The sequence below is a fragment of the Actinomadura vinacea genome (assembly GCF_039532545.1).
GTDB classification, from domain to species: domain Bacteria; phylum Actinomycetota; class Actinomycetes; order Streptosporangiales; family Streptosporangiaceae; genus Spirillospora; species Spirillospora vinacea.
Genome location: NZ_BAAARW010000002.1, coordinates 373,752 through 388,661, shown reverse-complemented (window position 1 = coordinate 388,661; position 14,910 = coordinate 373,752). Strand labels below are relative to the sequence as shown.

General features: G+C 73.9%; 8 protein-coding genes. All 8 read right to left on the bottom strand.

The annotated features are described in order from the left end of the window. Positions 1-26: 26 nt before the first annotated feature. From ABD340_RS03645 to ABD340_RS03610, 8 genes are read right to left on the bottom strand one after another with little or no spacing between them, the layout of a single operon-like run. On the bottom strand, positions 27-974 hold the full coding sequence (locus tag ABD340_RS03645) for a PDR/VanB family oxidoreductase (protein WP_344586942.1): 948 nt from the start codon (positions 972-974) through the stop codon (positions 27-29). After that, on the bottom strand, positions 971-2,314 hold the full coding sequence (locus ABD340_RS03640; protein WP_344586941.1) for an acetyl-CoA carboxylase biotin carboxylase subunit: 1,344 nt from the start codon (positions 2,312-2,314) through the stop codon (positions 971-973). The genes ABD340_RS03645 and ABD340_RS03640 overlap by 4 nt, the downstream gene beginning before the upstream one ends. After that, the gene (locus tag ABD340_RS03635) at positions 2,314-2,787 is read right to left on the bottom strand and encodes an acetyl-CoA carboxylase biotin carboxyl carrier protein (RefSeq protein WP_344586940.1); all 474 of its coding nucleotides are present in this window, start codon (positions 2,785-2,787) and stop codon (positions 2,314-2,316) included. The genes ABD340_RS03640 and ABD340_RS03635 overlap by 1 nt, the downstream gene beginning before the upstream one ends. Beyond that, complete coding sequence (gene accD, locus ABD340_RS03630; RefSeq protein ID WP_344586939.1) at positions 2,784-4,445, bottom strand: acetyl-CoA carboxylase, carboxyltransferase subunit beta; 1,662 nt, start codon at positions 4,443-4,445, stop codon at positions 2,784-2,786. Before accD ends, ABD340_RS03635 begins: the two co-directional genes overlap by 4 nt. Beyond that, positions 4,442-6,052: a PfaD family polyunsaturated fatty acid/polyketide biosynthesis protein gene (locus ABD340_RS03625; RefSeq protein ID WP_344586938.1), complete on the bottom strand. Its 1,611-nt coding sequence runs from the start codon at positions 6,050-6,052 to the stop codon at positions 4,442-4,444. Before ABD340_RS03625 ends, accD begins: the two co-directional genes overlap by 4 nt. Further along, positions 6,049-8,163, bottom strand: a complete 2,115-nt coding sequence (locus ABD340_RS03620) for a hotdog family protein (protein ID WP_344586937.1) — start codon at positions 8,161-8,163, stop codon at positions 6,049-6,051. Before ABD340_RS03620 ends, ABD340_RS03625 begins: the two co-directional genes overlap by 4 nt. Then, positions 8,160-14,333 (bottom strand): SDR family NAD(P)-dependent oxidoreductase, encoded by a 6,174-nt coding sequence (locus ABD340_RS03615; RefSeq protein WP_344586936.1) that lies wholly within the window; start codon positions 14,331-14,333, stop codon positions 8,160-8,162. The genes ABD340_RS03620 and ABD340_RS03615 overlap by 4 nt, the downstream gene beginning before the upstream one ends. Then, positions 14,330-14,902: an SGNH/GDSL hydrolase family protein gene (locus ABD340_RS03610; RefSeq protein WP_344586935.1), complete on the bottom strand. Its 573-nt coding sequence runs from the start codon at positions 14,900-14,902 to the stop codon at positions 14,330-14,332. Before ABD340_RS03610 ends, ABD340_RS03615 begins: the two co-directional genes overlap by 4 nt. Positions 14,903-14,910: the final 8 nt, after the last annotated feature.

The window sequence follows — 14,910 nt, the reverse complement described above, 5'->3', positions numbered from 1 at the left end:
GCCCGGGACCGACAGCCCGTCACTCTTCACAAGTCCAGGACCAGGCGCGGGGTCTTGGCGCGGGAGACGCACACCAGGATGGACGTGCCCGCGGCGCGTTCGGCCTCGCTGAGCACGCTGTCGCGGTGGTCCGGCACGCCGTCGAGCACCCGGGTCTCGCAGGTGCCGCAGGTTCCTTCCTCGCATGAGGTCATCACCTGCACCCCCGCCTGCTCCAGCACCGCCAGGAGCGACCGGTCGGCGGGAACGGACAGGGTGCGGCCCGAGGCGGACAGTTCCACCTCGAACGCCGACCGCGGCTCGGGCGCCGGGACGGACTTGGGTGTGAAGCGCTCGATGTGCAGGGCGCCGGGAGGCCAGGACGAGCACGCCTTCTCGATGGCGGCGAGCATCGGTTCGGGCCCGCAGCAGTAGACGGCGGTGTCCGGGAGCGGGGTGCCGAGCTCGGCGTCGAGATCGATCAGGCCGCCCGCCCGGATGGCGACGCGCGGGCCGTACCGGCCGGTCAGGTCGGTGCGGAAGGCCATGGACGCCTCGCTGCGCCCGCCGTACACGAGGCGCCAGGGAGCCCCGCGCGCGGTGGCGGCCGCGAGCATGGGCACCAGCGGCGTGATGCCGATGCCCCCGGCGAGGAACAGGTAACGCCCGGCGGGCACGAGCGGGAAGTGGTTGCGCGGCCCGCGAACGCCGACCGTCGCGCCGGGGGCCAGGCCGTGGGCCAGCACCGATCCGCCTCTGCCCCGCGGTTCGAGCAGGACGGCCACGAGATGGCGGGAACGGTCGGCCGGGTCGCCGCACAGGGAGTACTGGCGTACGACGTCGCCCATGATCAGGTCGATGTGCGCGCCGGGTTCCCAGGCCGGCAGCGGCGCGCCGCGGGGGTCGCGCAGGTCGAGCAGCGCCACTCCCTCGGCGATGATCTCCCGGGCGTGCAGCCGCATCTCGTTCACGCCGGCGTTCACGTCCGCGTTCACGTGCTGCTCCCGACGAGCGAGGTGTCGTGCGTGGCGGCCCTGAAGCGGGGATCGTCCAGGAGATCGTGCAGGAACCCGGCGGTGACCGCCACGCCCGGGCCGCGCACGACCAGCTCCGAGAGGGCCGTGCGCATCCGCGCGATGGCGGCCGGACGATCCGGCGCCCACACGACGACCTTGGCCAGCAGCGAGTCGTACGCGGCGGGTACGCGGTAGCCCGTGTGGGCGTGGGTGTCGACCCGGACGAAAGGCCCGCCCGGCAGGGAGACCTCGGTGAGCTCGCCCGGCGTGGGCGCGAACCCGCGCGCGGGATCCTCGGCGTTGACGCGGCACTCGATGGAGCATCCGTCGAAGGCCACGTCCGCCTGCTCGTAGCCGAGCTTCTCCCCGTCCGCGACGCGCAGTTGCTCTGCCACCAGGTCGAGGCCGGTGACCATCTCCGTCACCGGGTGCTCGACCTGCAGCCTGCAGTTGACCTCCATGAAGTAGTAGCGCCCGGCGGCGTCGACGAGGAACTCGAACGTCCCCGCCCCGACGTACCCGGCGGCCAGCGTGGCGCGCAGGGCGGCCTCGCCCATCTCGGCCACGATCGCCGGGTCGAGGCCGGGCGCCGGCGACTCCTCGACCAGCTTCTGGTGGCGCCGCTGGACGGAGCAGTCCCGCGCGCCGAGGTGGACGGCGTGGCCGTACCGGTCGGCGAGCACCTGGATCTCGACGTGCCGGGCCGACTCCAGGTAGCGCTCGACGTAGACCCGGCCGTCGCCGAACACGGCCTGGGCGTTCGCCCTGGTCTCCCGGTAGGCGGCGTCGAGCTCGCCGGGGTCGTGGACGATGCGCATGCCGCGTCCGCCGCCGCCCGCCACCGCCTTGATGATCAGGGGATAGCCGATCTCGCCGGCCAGCCCGGCGGCGTCGCCGGCGCTCTCGACGGCCTCGGTGCTGCCCGGCAGGAGCGGGAGCCCGGAGTCGACCATCATGGCGCGGGCGGTGGCCTTGTCCCCGAGGCGCCGCATCACCGGCGCGGGCGGGCCGACGAAGACGATGTCCTCGTCCTCGCACACCTCGGCGAAGTCGGGGTTCTCGGAGAGGAACCCGTATCCGGGATGGATCGCGTCGGCGCCGGTCATGCGGGCCGCCTCGATGACGGCGGGAATGTTGAGGTAGCTGGACCTGGCGGGCGCGGGCCCGATGTGGACGGCCTCGTCGGCGAACGCCACCACGGCCGAGTCGCGGTCGGCCGTGGAGTAGACGGCGACGGTGCGCAGGCCGAGGCGCCGGCACGTGCGGGCGACGCGGAGCGCGATCTCGCCCCGGTTGGCGATGAGCACGGTGCCGGCCATCAGGCGATCTCCGCCGGGAGCAGGGCGAGCAGCGGCTGGCCGTACTCGACGGCGGTGGCGTCGGCGACGAGCACCTCCAGCACCTTCCCGGCCCGGTCCGCCGTCACCGGGATCATGAGCTTCATCGCCTCGATGATCCCCACCTGCTGACCGGCCGAGACGTCGTCGCCCACGGCGGCGAAGGGCGGCGCGCCGGGTTCGGGTGCGTGGTAGAACACGCCGACGGTCGACGCGGCGATCTTCTCGACGCCGCCGTCATCGACGCCGCCGTCATCGATCACGGCGGGCGCGGGCGGTCCGGCGGGCGCGGCCGCGCCGCCCGCGGGTTCGTCCCAGTCGATCTCGATCGAGGCGTCGCCCGAGGTGATCCGCACCCGGCTCGGCGGGTGCGCGGTCGCGGTGGCCAGCGCGACGGCGTGCTCGCGCAGGGCCGACAGCACCTGTTCGGCGGGGGCGGAGGCGGGGGTCGTCACGCGGTCTTCCTCTCGGTCGCGGGTACGGCGCCGAACCCGCGGAATCTGGCATGCCGGTCGACCACGAGGTTCATCGCGTCCAGGGGCATCAGGTCGCGCAGCGTGGCGGTCAGGGCCCGCCGCAGCGCCGCGGCGGCGGCGTGGGCGGCGCCGGCGCCGCCCTCGGGCTCGGGCACCACGCCGTCGATCACGCCCTGTTCGAGCAGCTGCCGGGCGTCCACCCGCAGCGCCTCGGCGGCGCGCGGCGCGGCCGCGGGGTCCTTCCACAGGATCGCCGCGCAGCCTTCCGCGCTGATCACCGAGTAGACGGCGTTGGCGCACATCAGCACCCGGTTGGTCACGGCGAGCGCGAGCGCGCCGCCGCTGCCGCCCTCGCCGGTGACGACGGCGACCGTCGGCACGGGCAGGCCGGCCATCAGACGCAGGTTCTCGGCGATCGCGACGGCCTGGCCGTCCTGCTCGGCCTCCAGGCCGGGGTAGGCGCCCGCGGTGTCGATGAGCGTCACCACCGGCAGCCCGAGCTTGGCGGCCAGCCGCATGAGCCGGGCGGCCTTGCGGTATCCGGCCGGGGCCGGCATGCCGTAGTTGCGCCGGACGAGCTCGGCGGCGGTGCCGCCCTTCTGGGTGCCGATCACCATGACGGGGATGTCGCCGAGCCGGGCGAGTCCGCCGACCATGGCCGCGCAGTCGGCGCTCCGGCGGTCGCCGTGCAGCTCGACGAACCCGTCGGTCATCATGGCGATGTGGTCGAGCGTGGACGGCCTGCCTAGGTCCCGCGCGGCGCGCACGGCGTCCCACGGGTGCAGTTCGGGCAGCGCGCCGGGATCGGTGATCACGGCGGGTTCCGGGGCGTCGGCCACCGGGGCGTCGGCGGGACGCCGGGTGGCCACCGACAGCAGCGCGGCCAGGGTGGGGCGCAGCCGGTCGCGCGGGCTGATCACATCGACGATCCCGTGCTCCAGCAGGTACTCGGCGGTCTGGAACCCTTCGGGCAGCGACTGCTTGATGGTCTGCTCGATGACCCGCGGCCCGGCGAACCCGAGCCGCGCGCCCGGTTCGGCGACGATGATGTCGCTGAGCGTCGCGAACGAGGCGGCCACGCCGCCGTAGGTGGGGTCGGTGACCACGGTGACGGTGAGGACGCCCGCCTGGTCCAGCTGCGCGAGCGCCTGGCTGGTCTTGGCCATCTGCATCAGGGAGAACACCCCCTCCTGCATCCGCGCGCCGCCCGACGCGGTCACGATGATCAGCGGGGTCCGCCGCCGCAGCGCCAGCTCGGCGGCGAGCGTGATGGATTCGCCGACGGCCGTGCCCAGGCTCCCGCCCATGAAGCCGAAGTCCATCGCCGCGACGACCACGGGATGCCCGCCGAGGGTGCCCCGCGCGCAGGCCACCGCCTCGTCCAGCCCGGTGCGCTCGCGCGTCCTGCGCAACCGTTCCCGGTACGGCTCGCTGTCCTCGAAGTCCAGCGGGTCCGCGTCGGGCACGGCGAAGGCGAGCGGCTCCATCGACCCCTCGTCGAGGAGGCGGCCGAGTCGTTCGGGGGCGCTCAGCGGCGCGTGGTGCCCGCAGTGCGGGCACACTCGGGCCGCGCGCTCGAACGCCCGGCCGTAGACCATTTCCCGGCAGCCGGGACACAGCAACCAGTGCGAGCTCATCGCGGACTCCCTTCGAGAACGGCGGCGGATTCAGGACCGGACACGGGGTCGGACGCGGGGTCGGACGCGGGGACGGGACGGTAGGCGGTGCCGCGCGCCGGCAGCCGCACACCGGCGAATCGCAGCCCCGCGACCCGGCTGTGGAATGCGGCGCCCCGCATGATCTGCGCGGCGAGCTCGGCCACGTGGCGGTTCTCCACGGGCGCCAGCCGGCTGCCCGCGGCCCAGGAATTGAACGCGCCCATCGCGGGACCGCACCAGACCTGGTAGTCGGGCGCCCGGCCGGCCTCGCCGGCCATGCTCCACCGGGACGAAAGGCCCAGGTACCAGCGGAAGACCAGTGCCATCCTGCGTTTGGGGTCGCCCTCAGCCCGTTCGATCTGGGCCGGGTCGCGATCCGAGAAGTAGTCGACCGTGTCCCGCCAGACCTCGTCCAGCGGACGCCTGAAGATCCTGGTCTCCAGCTCGGCGCGCTGGGCGGAGGGGATGTCGTCGATGCCGCCGCAGGCCCGGTACAGCTCGTACAGCTTCTTCGCCCGCCCGGGGAACATCGTTCCGCGTTTGAGGACCTGGACGTCCACGCCGAGCTCGAACATGTCCGACGACGGCGCCATCTCGCAGTCGGTGACGTCCGCGGCGGCCAGCAGCCGCTTCACCGCCGGGGACTGCCCCGACTCGACGGCCGCCTGGTTGATGGAGCCGGTGACGACGTACGCGGCGCCGAGCGCGAAGGCCGCGAACGCCGCCTCCGGGGTGCCGATGCCGCCCGCGGCGCCGACGCGCACGGGGTGCCGGTAGCGCAGCTCGGCCTGCAGGGCGTCGCGCACCCGCAGCAGCTCGGGCAGCAGGACGGCCAGCGGCCGCCGGTCGGTGTGCCCGCCCGAGTCGGCCTCCGCCGTGACGTCGTCGGCCATCGGCACCCGCCGCGCCAGGTCGGCCTGCTCCGCGGTGATCTCGCCGGCGGCGACCAGATCGTGCAGGATCGGCTCGGGCGCCGGCCTGATGAAGCGCTCGGCGACCTCGGCGCGCGACACCTTGGCGATCACCCGGTGCCCGGTCCGGACCGCGCCGTCCGGCCCTCGGCGCAGGCCGAGGACCCGGTACCGGACGATCTGCGGGGTCAGGTCCAGGAAGGCCGAGGCCTCCACGCACCGCACCCCGTGCCGCAGGCACAGGTCCACCGTGGACCTCTCCAGCGCCGGTTCGCTCGGGCTGTGGATCAGATTGCACGCGAACGGCGCGCCGCCCGCCTGCCGGCTGATGTCGGCGAGCGCGGCGTCCACCGTGGCGGGCGCGTTGGACGCGGCGCCGTACGAGGCCAGGAAGCCCGCCCTCGCCATCGCCGTCACCAGCGGCACCGAGGCGATGCCGTTGGCCATCGCGCCCGCCATGTAGGCGTGCCGCACGCCGTGGTCGCGGCGGAACGAGGCCGAGCCGAGCCGGTCCGGCGCGACGGGCGGCGCGGCGGCCAGCACCCGCGAGCCGGCTGCGCGGGCCGCCCGCTCGTCACCGGTGACGGCCATGCCCTCCCGGTCGACGACGAAGCAGGGACGGTCCAGGTCGGCGAGGACCGCGTAGATCTCGTCGGGGACTCTGGCCAGGGTCATGTCCGGGCTCCTCGCAGCTCCACGCCCACGTTCTCGAGGCCGTAGATCCTCAGGTGCGGCTTCCACACGTTCGCGTCGGCCACCACGCGGACGCTCTCGTCGTCCTGGATCACATCCTTGATGTGCGCCTCCACGGTCATCTGCCCGTCGGAGGCCAGGATCTGGCCGCGGTACCGCCAGCTCATCGGCAGGCCCGCGGGAAGGACGAACCGCGCGTCCACCAGGTGGGCGGCGAGCCCGGAGTCGACCAGCCACTCCTGAAGGGCCTGGACGACCGCTTCCACGCCGAGCGAGCCCGGCATGACCGGATCGAGATGGAAGTGCCGGCGGAAGAACCAGTCCTGTCCGCTGATCGGGCGGACCGCGCGCAGGTAGCCGCGGCCGTGCTCGCCCGCCCCGTCGGCGACCTCGATCTCGTCGAGCAGGTGAAGGTGGCCGGTCGAGCCCGCGGGCCCCACCTTGATCGTGCGGGTCGCTGGCGGCCGCTCCTGGCGCTCCAGCCAGGTCGGCACGTACGCCCCGCCGTCCAGTCCCGTCTGGTTGGCCAGGGCCTGCTCGGAGAAGAACCCGAACAGCGACTCGCCCTTGTAGAACGGCTCGCCGTCCACGCTCAGCTCGTACGCGAAGTTCTGCAGCACCGCCCCGCTGAGCACGCTCGTGCCGAGGAGCTCCGAGCGCTGCCTGATCGTCTTGTCGCGCAGATCGACCTCGCGCAGCACGGTGGCGGTCCCGTCGAGGTTCCGCAGGCTGTAGTCCTCCTCCGGGTCGGTGAGCGTGGCCCCCAGGTAGTAGCCGAGCAGCAGGGCGGACTGGAGCGACGTCTCCATGTAGATCACGTTGGGCATGGAGGAGTTGGCGGTCTCGAGGTAGTACCAGGAGTCGGCCGGGGAGTCGTACTCGCTCTCTCCCCGGGCGTGGTCGAGCCGGTGCCTGGTGCCCTCCACCCGCATCAGCCGGTCGCACAGGCGCAGGCCGCCCGCGGGCATCCGGGTGGCCCGCCGCCCCGCCGTCCGGGCGAACTCGGGACCGAGCGTCACCGCCAGGTCGCCCCGGGAGCTGTGGATCATGTGGAACTCGCCCAGGAGGGCGCGCTCGCCGGCGGCGTTCTTGCGGCCGAGGAAGCCCGGGACCACCCCGCCCTCGCCGGGGCCGACCGGGACGCCCTCACCCTCCCTGATCTCCAGCCGCAGGCCGTGCACCCGGGCGACCGTCGCGCCGCCCGCGCGCAGCTCCGCCTCCGCGGTCAGCCAGGGCCGGGGGATCAGGTCCACGTCGGAGATCTCGAGCTCCAGCTCGTGCTCTCCCGGCTCGATCGGCCCGACCAGCTCGACCTCGCAGCCGCGCGGCGCGAACGCCGTGCCCGCCAGGCACAGATGCAGGCCCAGGTTGAGCGCGAAGACCTGCGCCGCCTGGGCGGCGGCCTCGGCCACCGCCCGCACCGCGTCCGACGCCGCACCGGGCAGCGCGCACGCCGCGCGCATCCGGCCGTGGTGCCAGCGGCCCGCGCGCCTGGTGGTCTCACCGACCTCGACGAGCATCCCGTGGCCGGTGGTGAACAGCCGGATTCCGGGATTGCAGCCGTCCTGGTCGTACGCGGCGCCGAAGACCCCGGCGACGTCGCCCGACCGCAGCCGGTCGAGGTCGTCCGGGCCGAGCCGCTCGGCTCCGGTGCGGGCGAGCGGCTTGAACGCGCCCTCCGTGGTGGCGGGTCGAGGGAGCTCGCGCGGCCTCGCCTCGATGGGGGTGGCGACGATGGCGAGCCCGTCGCCGCCGGTCCGTTCCATGGTCACCACGAAGGTTCCCAGGACAGGGGCGACCGCCCGGGGCCGGGCGAGGTCGGCGGCGGGCACCTCCGGCATGGGCGCGGTGGTCAACGCCGCGACGCGCAGTCGCTGCAGCGCCTCCTGCGCGGCCAGCGCGGAGGCGTGCGCCGTGGCCACGCGGTCCCGCAGCCTGCCCGCCACTCTCGCCACGGCGTCCGGGCCGCGCACACCGGAGGGACCGGGCCGTGCCGGGCGGGCGGGCTGCGGCTCGACGTCGAAGGCTCCGACGTCGAAGTGGAACGCCTCGCCCTCGAACGCGAGCAGGTCGTCGTCCGCGGTCGTGGTCATCGGGCCTTCTCCGTTTCCGCGGCGACACCGCGCCGCCGCACCGCCTCGGCGAACTTCGCCCGCATGTCGGGCGTCGCCACCACCGTCACATCGGTGAGCCGCTGCAGGACGCGGCCGTCCGCGTCGCGGACGGAGACGTCCACCGTGACCGTCATGGGCGCGTCACGCAGGTTGTCCACGACCACGACGAACGGCGCGCCGCCGGGCAGCGGCTCGAAGAACTCCCAGCTCTTGAAGGCGAGCGGCAGGCAGCCCGCGTCCATGAACCACACGCCCAGCACCGCCGCGGCCTGGAGGACGACGTCCCCGAGCACCGGGCTGTGCAGCGCACCGGCATAGGCGCCGCGGGCGAGCGGAGGGTCGGGCAGCCGGCACTCGGCCACCAGCCTGCGGGGCTCGCGCTCCAGCAGCCTGCGCACGCCCTGCAGGAGCGGCCCGTGGAAGAGGTCGGCGTCGGCATAGGCGCGCAGGCCGTTCTCCTCGCCCTCACCGAGCGCGTACCCGGTTTGGCCGGACGGCGCGGGAGCGGGCGCGGGACTCGGCGCGAGGACGAACGTGCCCCGGTAGTGCGACTGGGGCGCGGCGTCGACGTTGGAGAGCACGGCGGCGGTGACCACCAGCCGCCCGTCGGCGTCGCGTTCGCCCGGTTCCGCCGAGAGCCGGTACGCGGGCTCCTCGGATCCGTCGAACACCACGCCGCGCTGCACGTCGAACCCGCGCGCCTCGATCACGCTCAGCCCGGGATGGGCCCGCTCCAGCGTGTAGATCATCCAGCCGAGCGCGGCCGAGGCGGGCAGCACCGGGTGCTCGCCGATGCGGTGGTCCCCGATGATCGGTGCCTCGCCCAGCCCTGTCAGGTCGCGCCGGGCCAGCAGTTTGCGGCCCGGCCCCGCCTCCGGCGGCGCGGCCAGCGCCCCGGCCTGGCCGATCAGCACCTCGACGTCGTCGTGGCGGCCGGCGGAGAACTGCTCGGCGAACCTCGCCGCGCCCTCGTCGAGCGGCAGCAGCGCCACGCCCCGGGCGCGGAACACCTCCCGCAGATCGGGCGTGACCATGCCGCCGTCCCACGCGCCCCAGTCGATGGCCGTGACCCGCCGCTCGGGCGCGGCACGCTTCCAGCTCGCGGCGAGCCGCCCCAGGGCCTGGTTGGCCACGGCGTAGTCGGCCTGGCCCGCGTTGCCGTAGACCCCGGCGACGGAGGCGAACAGCACGACATGGCGCAGCGGCGCGGTGTCCAGAGCGTCCAGCACGGCGCGCAGGCCGGTCAGCTTCGCCCCGAGGACCGTGCGGACGTCCTCGGGCGTCTTGTCGGCCAGCAGCGCGTCGGCGAGCGCGCCCGCCCCGTGCACCAGCCCGGTCACCCTGGGCGCGTCGTCCGCCAGCGCCGCCTGCACGGCATCGGCGTCGGTGACGTCCACGGCGATGTAACGCGCCCGCGCGCCGGTGGCGTCGACCGCGTCGAGCGTCTCCTGGATCTCACGTCGGGCGAGCAGCTCCCGGAACCGCCGTTCGACGTCCCGGGGAGCGGGGACCGCGCCGTCGGCGCGCATGGACTCGATCAGCTCGGCCTTGAGCTCCGGCTCAGTCACTCCGGTGGTCCAAGCGGGCACGGCACCGTGTTCGGTGCGGCCGAGCAGGATGAACTCGCCGCGTCCTCCCGAGGCCAGGGCCCGCACGCAGGCCGCGGTGACGCCGCGCGCCCCGCCGGTCACCACGATGACGTCGTCATCGGCCAGTTCCCCGGCCGCGCCGTCGCCTTCGGCGGCGACCAGCCGGGGCGTACGGCGCGAGCCGCCGGCGTCGACGGCGACCTCGGCCGTGGCCGTGTCGGCGTCCTCGATCTCGGCGAGCACCTGCTCCCACGCGGCGCCCGGCGACAGGTCCACGACCCTGGAGAACACCTCGGGCCGTTCGTGGCGGAGCGTCTTGACCAGGCCCGCCACCCCTCCGTGCAGCGCGGCCGCGGGGTCTTCGGTGCCCTCGTGGCCGAGCGCCCCGTCCAGCCGGGTGACCGCGACGAACGACGCCCTCGTGCCCTCTCCGGCGACCTCGGCCAGCCGTCCGGAGATGTGCTTGGCCAGCAGGATCGTGTCCGCGAGCGACCGCACGTTCGGGTGCCACGAGCCGCTCCCGGAAAGGACGGTCAGGCACAGGTCGACCCTGCCCGCCTCGGCCAGTTGCGCGGCGAAGTGCCGCTCGACCGCGGCACCGTCCCAGTCGGACAGACCGGCGCCGGGCGGCCGCGTCAGCTTGACGACCCGCCAGCCCTGGCGCTCCAGCTCCTCGGCCAGTTCATCCCCGTCCCCGTCGATGACGGCGACCGGCTCGTCGGCGTACGCGCCTTCCGCACGGTCGACCGCGGGAAGCGGGACGAGCTCCAGCCGCAACCGCTCGATCCCGGTCGGGCCGGCCTCCCGGACAGCCGGCGCCGTCCGCTCCCCCGCCGTGGCGAACTCCACGATGTCGGCCAGAGTACGAAGCTCACCCACCTGCGCCGGAGTGATGACCGGCAGCCCCGGAAACGCCTCCTGCAACGCCCCCAGAATCTGCACACGCTTGATCGAGTCGATCCCCAGATCAGCCTCAAGATCCATCGTGGGATCGACCAGCTCAGTGGGATACCCGGTCTTCTCCGCGACCACATCGACCAGCGCGGAAAGCACATCACCCGACGCAGGCGCAGACGCGCCTACCGGCTCTCCTGCCTCAGAGGCGAACTCCACGATGTCGGCCAGAGTACGAAGCTCACCCACCTGCGCCGGAGTGATGACCGGCAGCCCCGGAAACGCCTCCTGCAACGCCCCCAGAATCTGCACACGCTTGATCGAGTCGATCCCCAGATCAGCCTCAAGATCCATCGTGGGATCGACCAGCTCAGTGGGATACCCGGTCTTCTCCGCGACGACATTGATGAGCGTGGAGAGCACGTCCGCCGCGGGTGCCGCCGCTACCGGTTCGGGCTCGGGGGGTGGGGAAGGGAGCAGCGCGGGCGCGCTCGACGCTGCGCCCGGGTCGGCGGCGGCAATGGGGACGGGAGGCTGCTCGGGCACCGGTGCCGGTGCCGGTGCCGGTGCCGTGCGGGTGAACTCGATCTCGGTCAGCGCGGAGAGGATCTCGTTGACCCGGACGTGCGCGTCGCCGATCGCGAGGCTGTGCTCGGTGATGGCCTCGACCGCCGAGTGCGTCGCCGGGTCTTCGGAGCGGCGCAGGGCGTCGACCAGGCCGTCGGCGATGCGGAGCTGGCCCTCGACGTACCGGGTGTGCAGGTCCAGGTGGCGGTCGGCGACCTCGCGGAGACCGTCGGCCGGGGACGCGGCGGGCATTGGAGAAGGAGAAGGAGTGGGAGCGGGCACGGCGGGTCGAGGGGGAAGGGCTACCTGGTAGGAGCCGTCCAGTGCGGCCTCGTAGGCGGCCTTGCGGTCCTCGGGGACGAAGTCGCGGCCGTTCAGCGTCACGGTCATGCCCGTCGGGTCGGCCCGGGGCAGGGGGTCGGCGTCGAAACGGTTGATGTCGCTGAGGGGTACGCCGAGCACGGCGAGTCGGACGGCGGCGCGCTTCAGCGCCAGGTCTCCGTCGACCTTGGGGCCCAGGTCGGTGGCGATGGCGATGACGTCCTCGCCGAGGGTGCGCTCGGCGAGCCGGGTCAGCACGGACTTGGGGCCGAACTCGACGAACACGGTGCAGCCGGCGTCGCGCATCCCGGTCAGCACGTCCACGAACTCGACCGGCTCGCGCAGTTGCTCGGCGAGGGTCGCGCGGTTGGCCTCCACGTCCGCGTCGTAGGCGGCGCCGGCGGAGTTCGCGAACACCGGGCTCTCCGGCGCGCGCACGTCGACCCCGGACAGCGCTTCGCGGAAGGCCTCCACCGCGTGCTCGACCCGGTCGGTGTGGAAGGCGGCGGCGACCGGCAGCGGCTTGGCGTCGATGCCGCGCCGCTCGCACTCGGCGGCGACCGCGGCGACCGCGGCCGTGAGCCCGCCGACGACCACCTGGTCGGGGGCGTTGTGGTTGCAGAGCGCGACCTCTGGGTGCTCGCTGAGCAGGTCGAGGACCGTCTCGCGGCTCGCCGGGACGGCCAGCATGGTGCCGGCGTCGAAGCCGGGCTCCTGCGGCGGCTCCATCGCCAGGCCGCGCGCCCGTGCGAGGGAGAAGTACGCGGCGTCGTCCAGCGATCCCGCCGCCCACAGCGCGGTGAGCTCGCCGAAGCTGTGTCCCGCGTACGCCGAGCAGGTCAGGCCCAGTGCGGTCAGGAAGCGGAACTGTCCGGCGGCGAGGGCGCCGATGGCGGGCTGGGCGAGCGAGGTGCGGCGCAGGGCCTCCTCGCGTTCGGCGGGAGTCTCGCCGTCGAAGGAGGCCGGCGGGAAGACGACCTCGGCGAGGGTCCGGCCGCCGTCGGCGAATGCCGCGTTGGCCTCGTCGAAGGCGCCGCCGACCAGGGGGTTGTTCAGGACGGTCGTGCGGCCCATGTCGACGTACTGGCTGCCCTGCCCGGCGAATAGGGCGCCGATCCGGGGGTCGGGCAGCGCGGTCCGGCGGTAGTGCACGCCTGCCGGGTGCGTCCACGCCGGGGCGTCGAGGTCGGCGGTGAGCCGTTCGACGGCCAGGTCGCGCAGCCGGTCGGCGTCGTCGAGCGCGGCGAACCCCACCCGGGCGTGGCCGGACGGGACGGGCCCGGTGGACGGGGCGGCGCCCGAGCGCAGCAGGTCGAGCAGTGCGGCAGGGTCGGGGGCGTGCCACAGGTGCGCCCGGGCGGTGCTGTGCTGAGTGCGGATGCGCGCCCGGTCGGCGTCCGCCTCCTCCACGACGACGTGGAAGTTCGTGCCGCCGAACCCCATGGCGGACGCGGCCGCCCGCCGGACGGGACGGCGCGGGTCGGTGATCCACGGGCGGGTGGAGGTGTTGAGGTAGAAGCCGGCGTCGGCGAGGTCGATCGCGGAGTTGGGCCGGTCGACGTTGATCGTGGGCGGCAGCGTCTTGTGGTAGAGCGACAGCGCCAGCTTGATCAGGCTGGCCGCGCCTGCGGCGCCCTTGGTGTGCCCGATCTGCGACTTCACGCTGCCGATCGCGGCGAACCGCTTCTCGGTCGAGGCCTCGCTCAGCAGTTCGCTCAGCGCGGTCAGCTCGGTCTTGTCGCCGACGCGGGTGCCGGTGGCGTGCGCCTCGAACAGCCCGATGGACGCGGGCGAGCAGCCGGCGTCGTCGTACGCGCGGCGCAGCGCGACCGCCTGGCCTTCGGCGCGCGGCGCGTAGATGCTCTTGTACCGGCCGTCGCTGGAGGCGCCGATGCCGCGGATCACGGCGTACACCCGGTCCCCGTCGCGCTCGGCGTCGGCGAGCCGCTTCAGCGCGAGCATGCCGATGCCCTCGCCGACCAGGGTGCCGTCGGCGTCGTCGTCGAACGGGCGGATCCGGCCCGATCGGGAGAGCGCCTGCGTCTTGCTGAAGCACATGTACCCGAAGATCGAGTTCTCGGTGTCGCAGCCGCCGGTGATCATCATGTCGGCCCGGCCGGAGGCCAGCTCGTTCACCGCGACGTGCACCGCCGACAGGGAGCTGGCGCAGGCCGCGTCCACGGTCATGTTCATGCCGCCGAGGTCGAGCCGGTTGGCGACCCGGCCGGCGATGACGTTGCCGAGCAGGCCGGGGAAGGAGTTCTCCTCCCAGGGCGGGAACGCCTCGACGTAGCGGGACGCGATCTCCTCGGCGTCCTGCTCGCTCAGGCCGCAGCTGCGCACCACCGACTTGAGCACGGGGGTGCTCAGCCGCGCGGCCAGCGGATGCGACAGCGTGGTGGGCCCCGCGACCCCGAGCACCACGCCGGTGCGGGCCGGATCGTACCAGTCGGAACCGGTCGCCCTCGCGTCGCGCAGCAGGTCGCGGGCCACCATGAGGCTCAGCATCTGGACGGCGGTGGTGACCTCGAGCTGGTTGGGCGGAAGCCCCCATTCGAGCGGGTCGAACGCCACGTCGGGCACGAAGCCGCCCCGCGTGCTGTAAGTCTTGTCGGGCGCGTCCGGATCGGGGTCGTAGTAGTCCTCGACCCGCCAGCGGGAGGCGGGCACGTCCTCGACGCAGTCGGCGGCGTCGACGATGTTCTGCCAGAAGTCGCGGTGGTCGCGCGCCATGGGGAACAGGCCGGCGACGCCGACGATGGCTATCTGGTTGTTCACTGCCGTCCTTCGAGCAGGGCGGCGAACTCCGCCGCGATGACCTGGTGTCCGGCCGGGCTCGGGTGCATGCCGTCGGGGGCCCACATCGCGGGGTCCCTGGTCAGAGCGGTGTCGACCATGTCGTAGCAGAGCACGCCCAGCTCGGCGGCGAGCTTGTTCATGAAGTCGTTGGCGTCGGCGAACCGGAGCCGCAGGGCGCGGCGCTTGCCGTCGGACAGCCCGGGGACCTTGCCGGGGATGTCGGGCCAGTTGATGGTGAAGACCCGCGCGCCGCGCAGCGTGAGGCTGGTCAGGGTGTGCCGCAGGTTGCCGCGGAAGACCTCGGGGTCGAAGTCGCGGGCCACCAGGTCGTTGCCGCCGACGGTGACGCCGTACAGCGGCGCGTCGCAGCTCAGCGCCTGGGCGAGCTGCCGGTCCACGACGTCCTGGGTCGTGGCGCCGAAGGCGCCCAGGTTGCTCACCTCGCGCAGGTCCAGCCGCTCGGCGAGCTGCGGGACCCAGCCGCGGAACGTGCCGTCGGGCAGCGTGTCGCCGCCGCGGCCCTCGGCGAAGCTGTCGCCGATGGTCATCAGCTCGA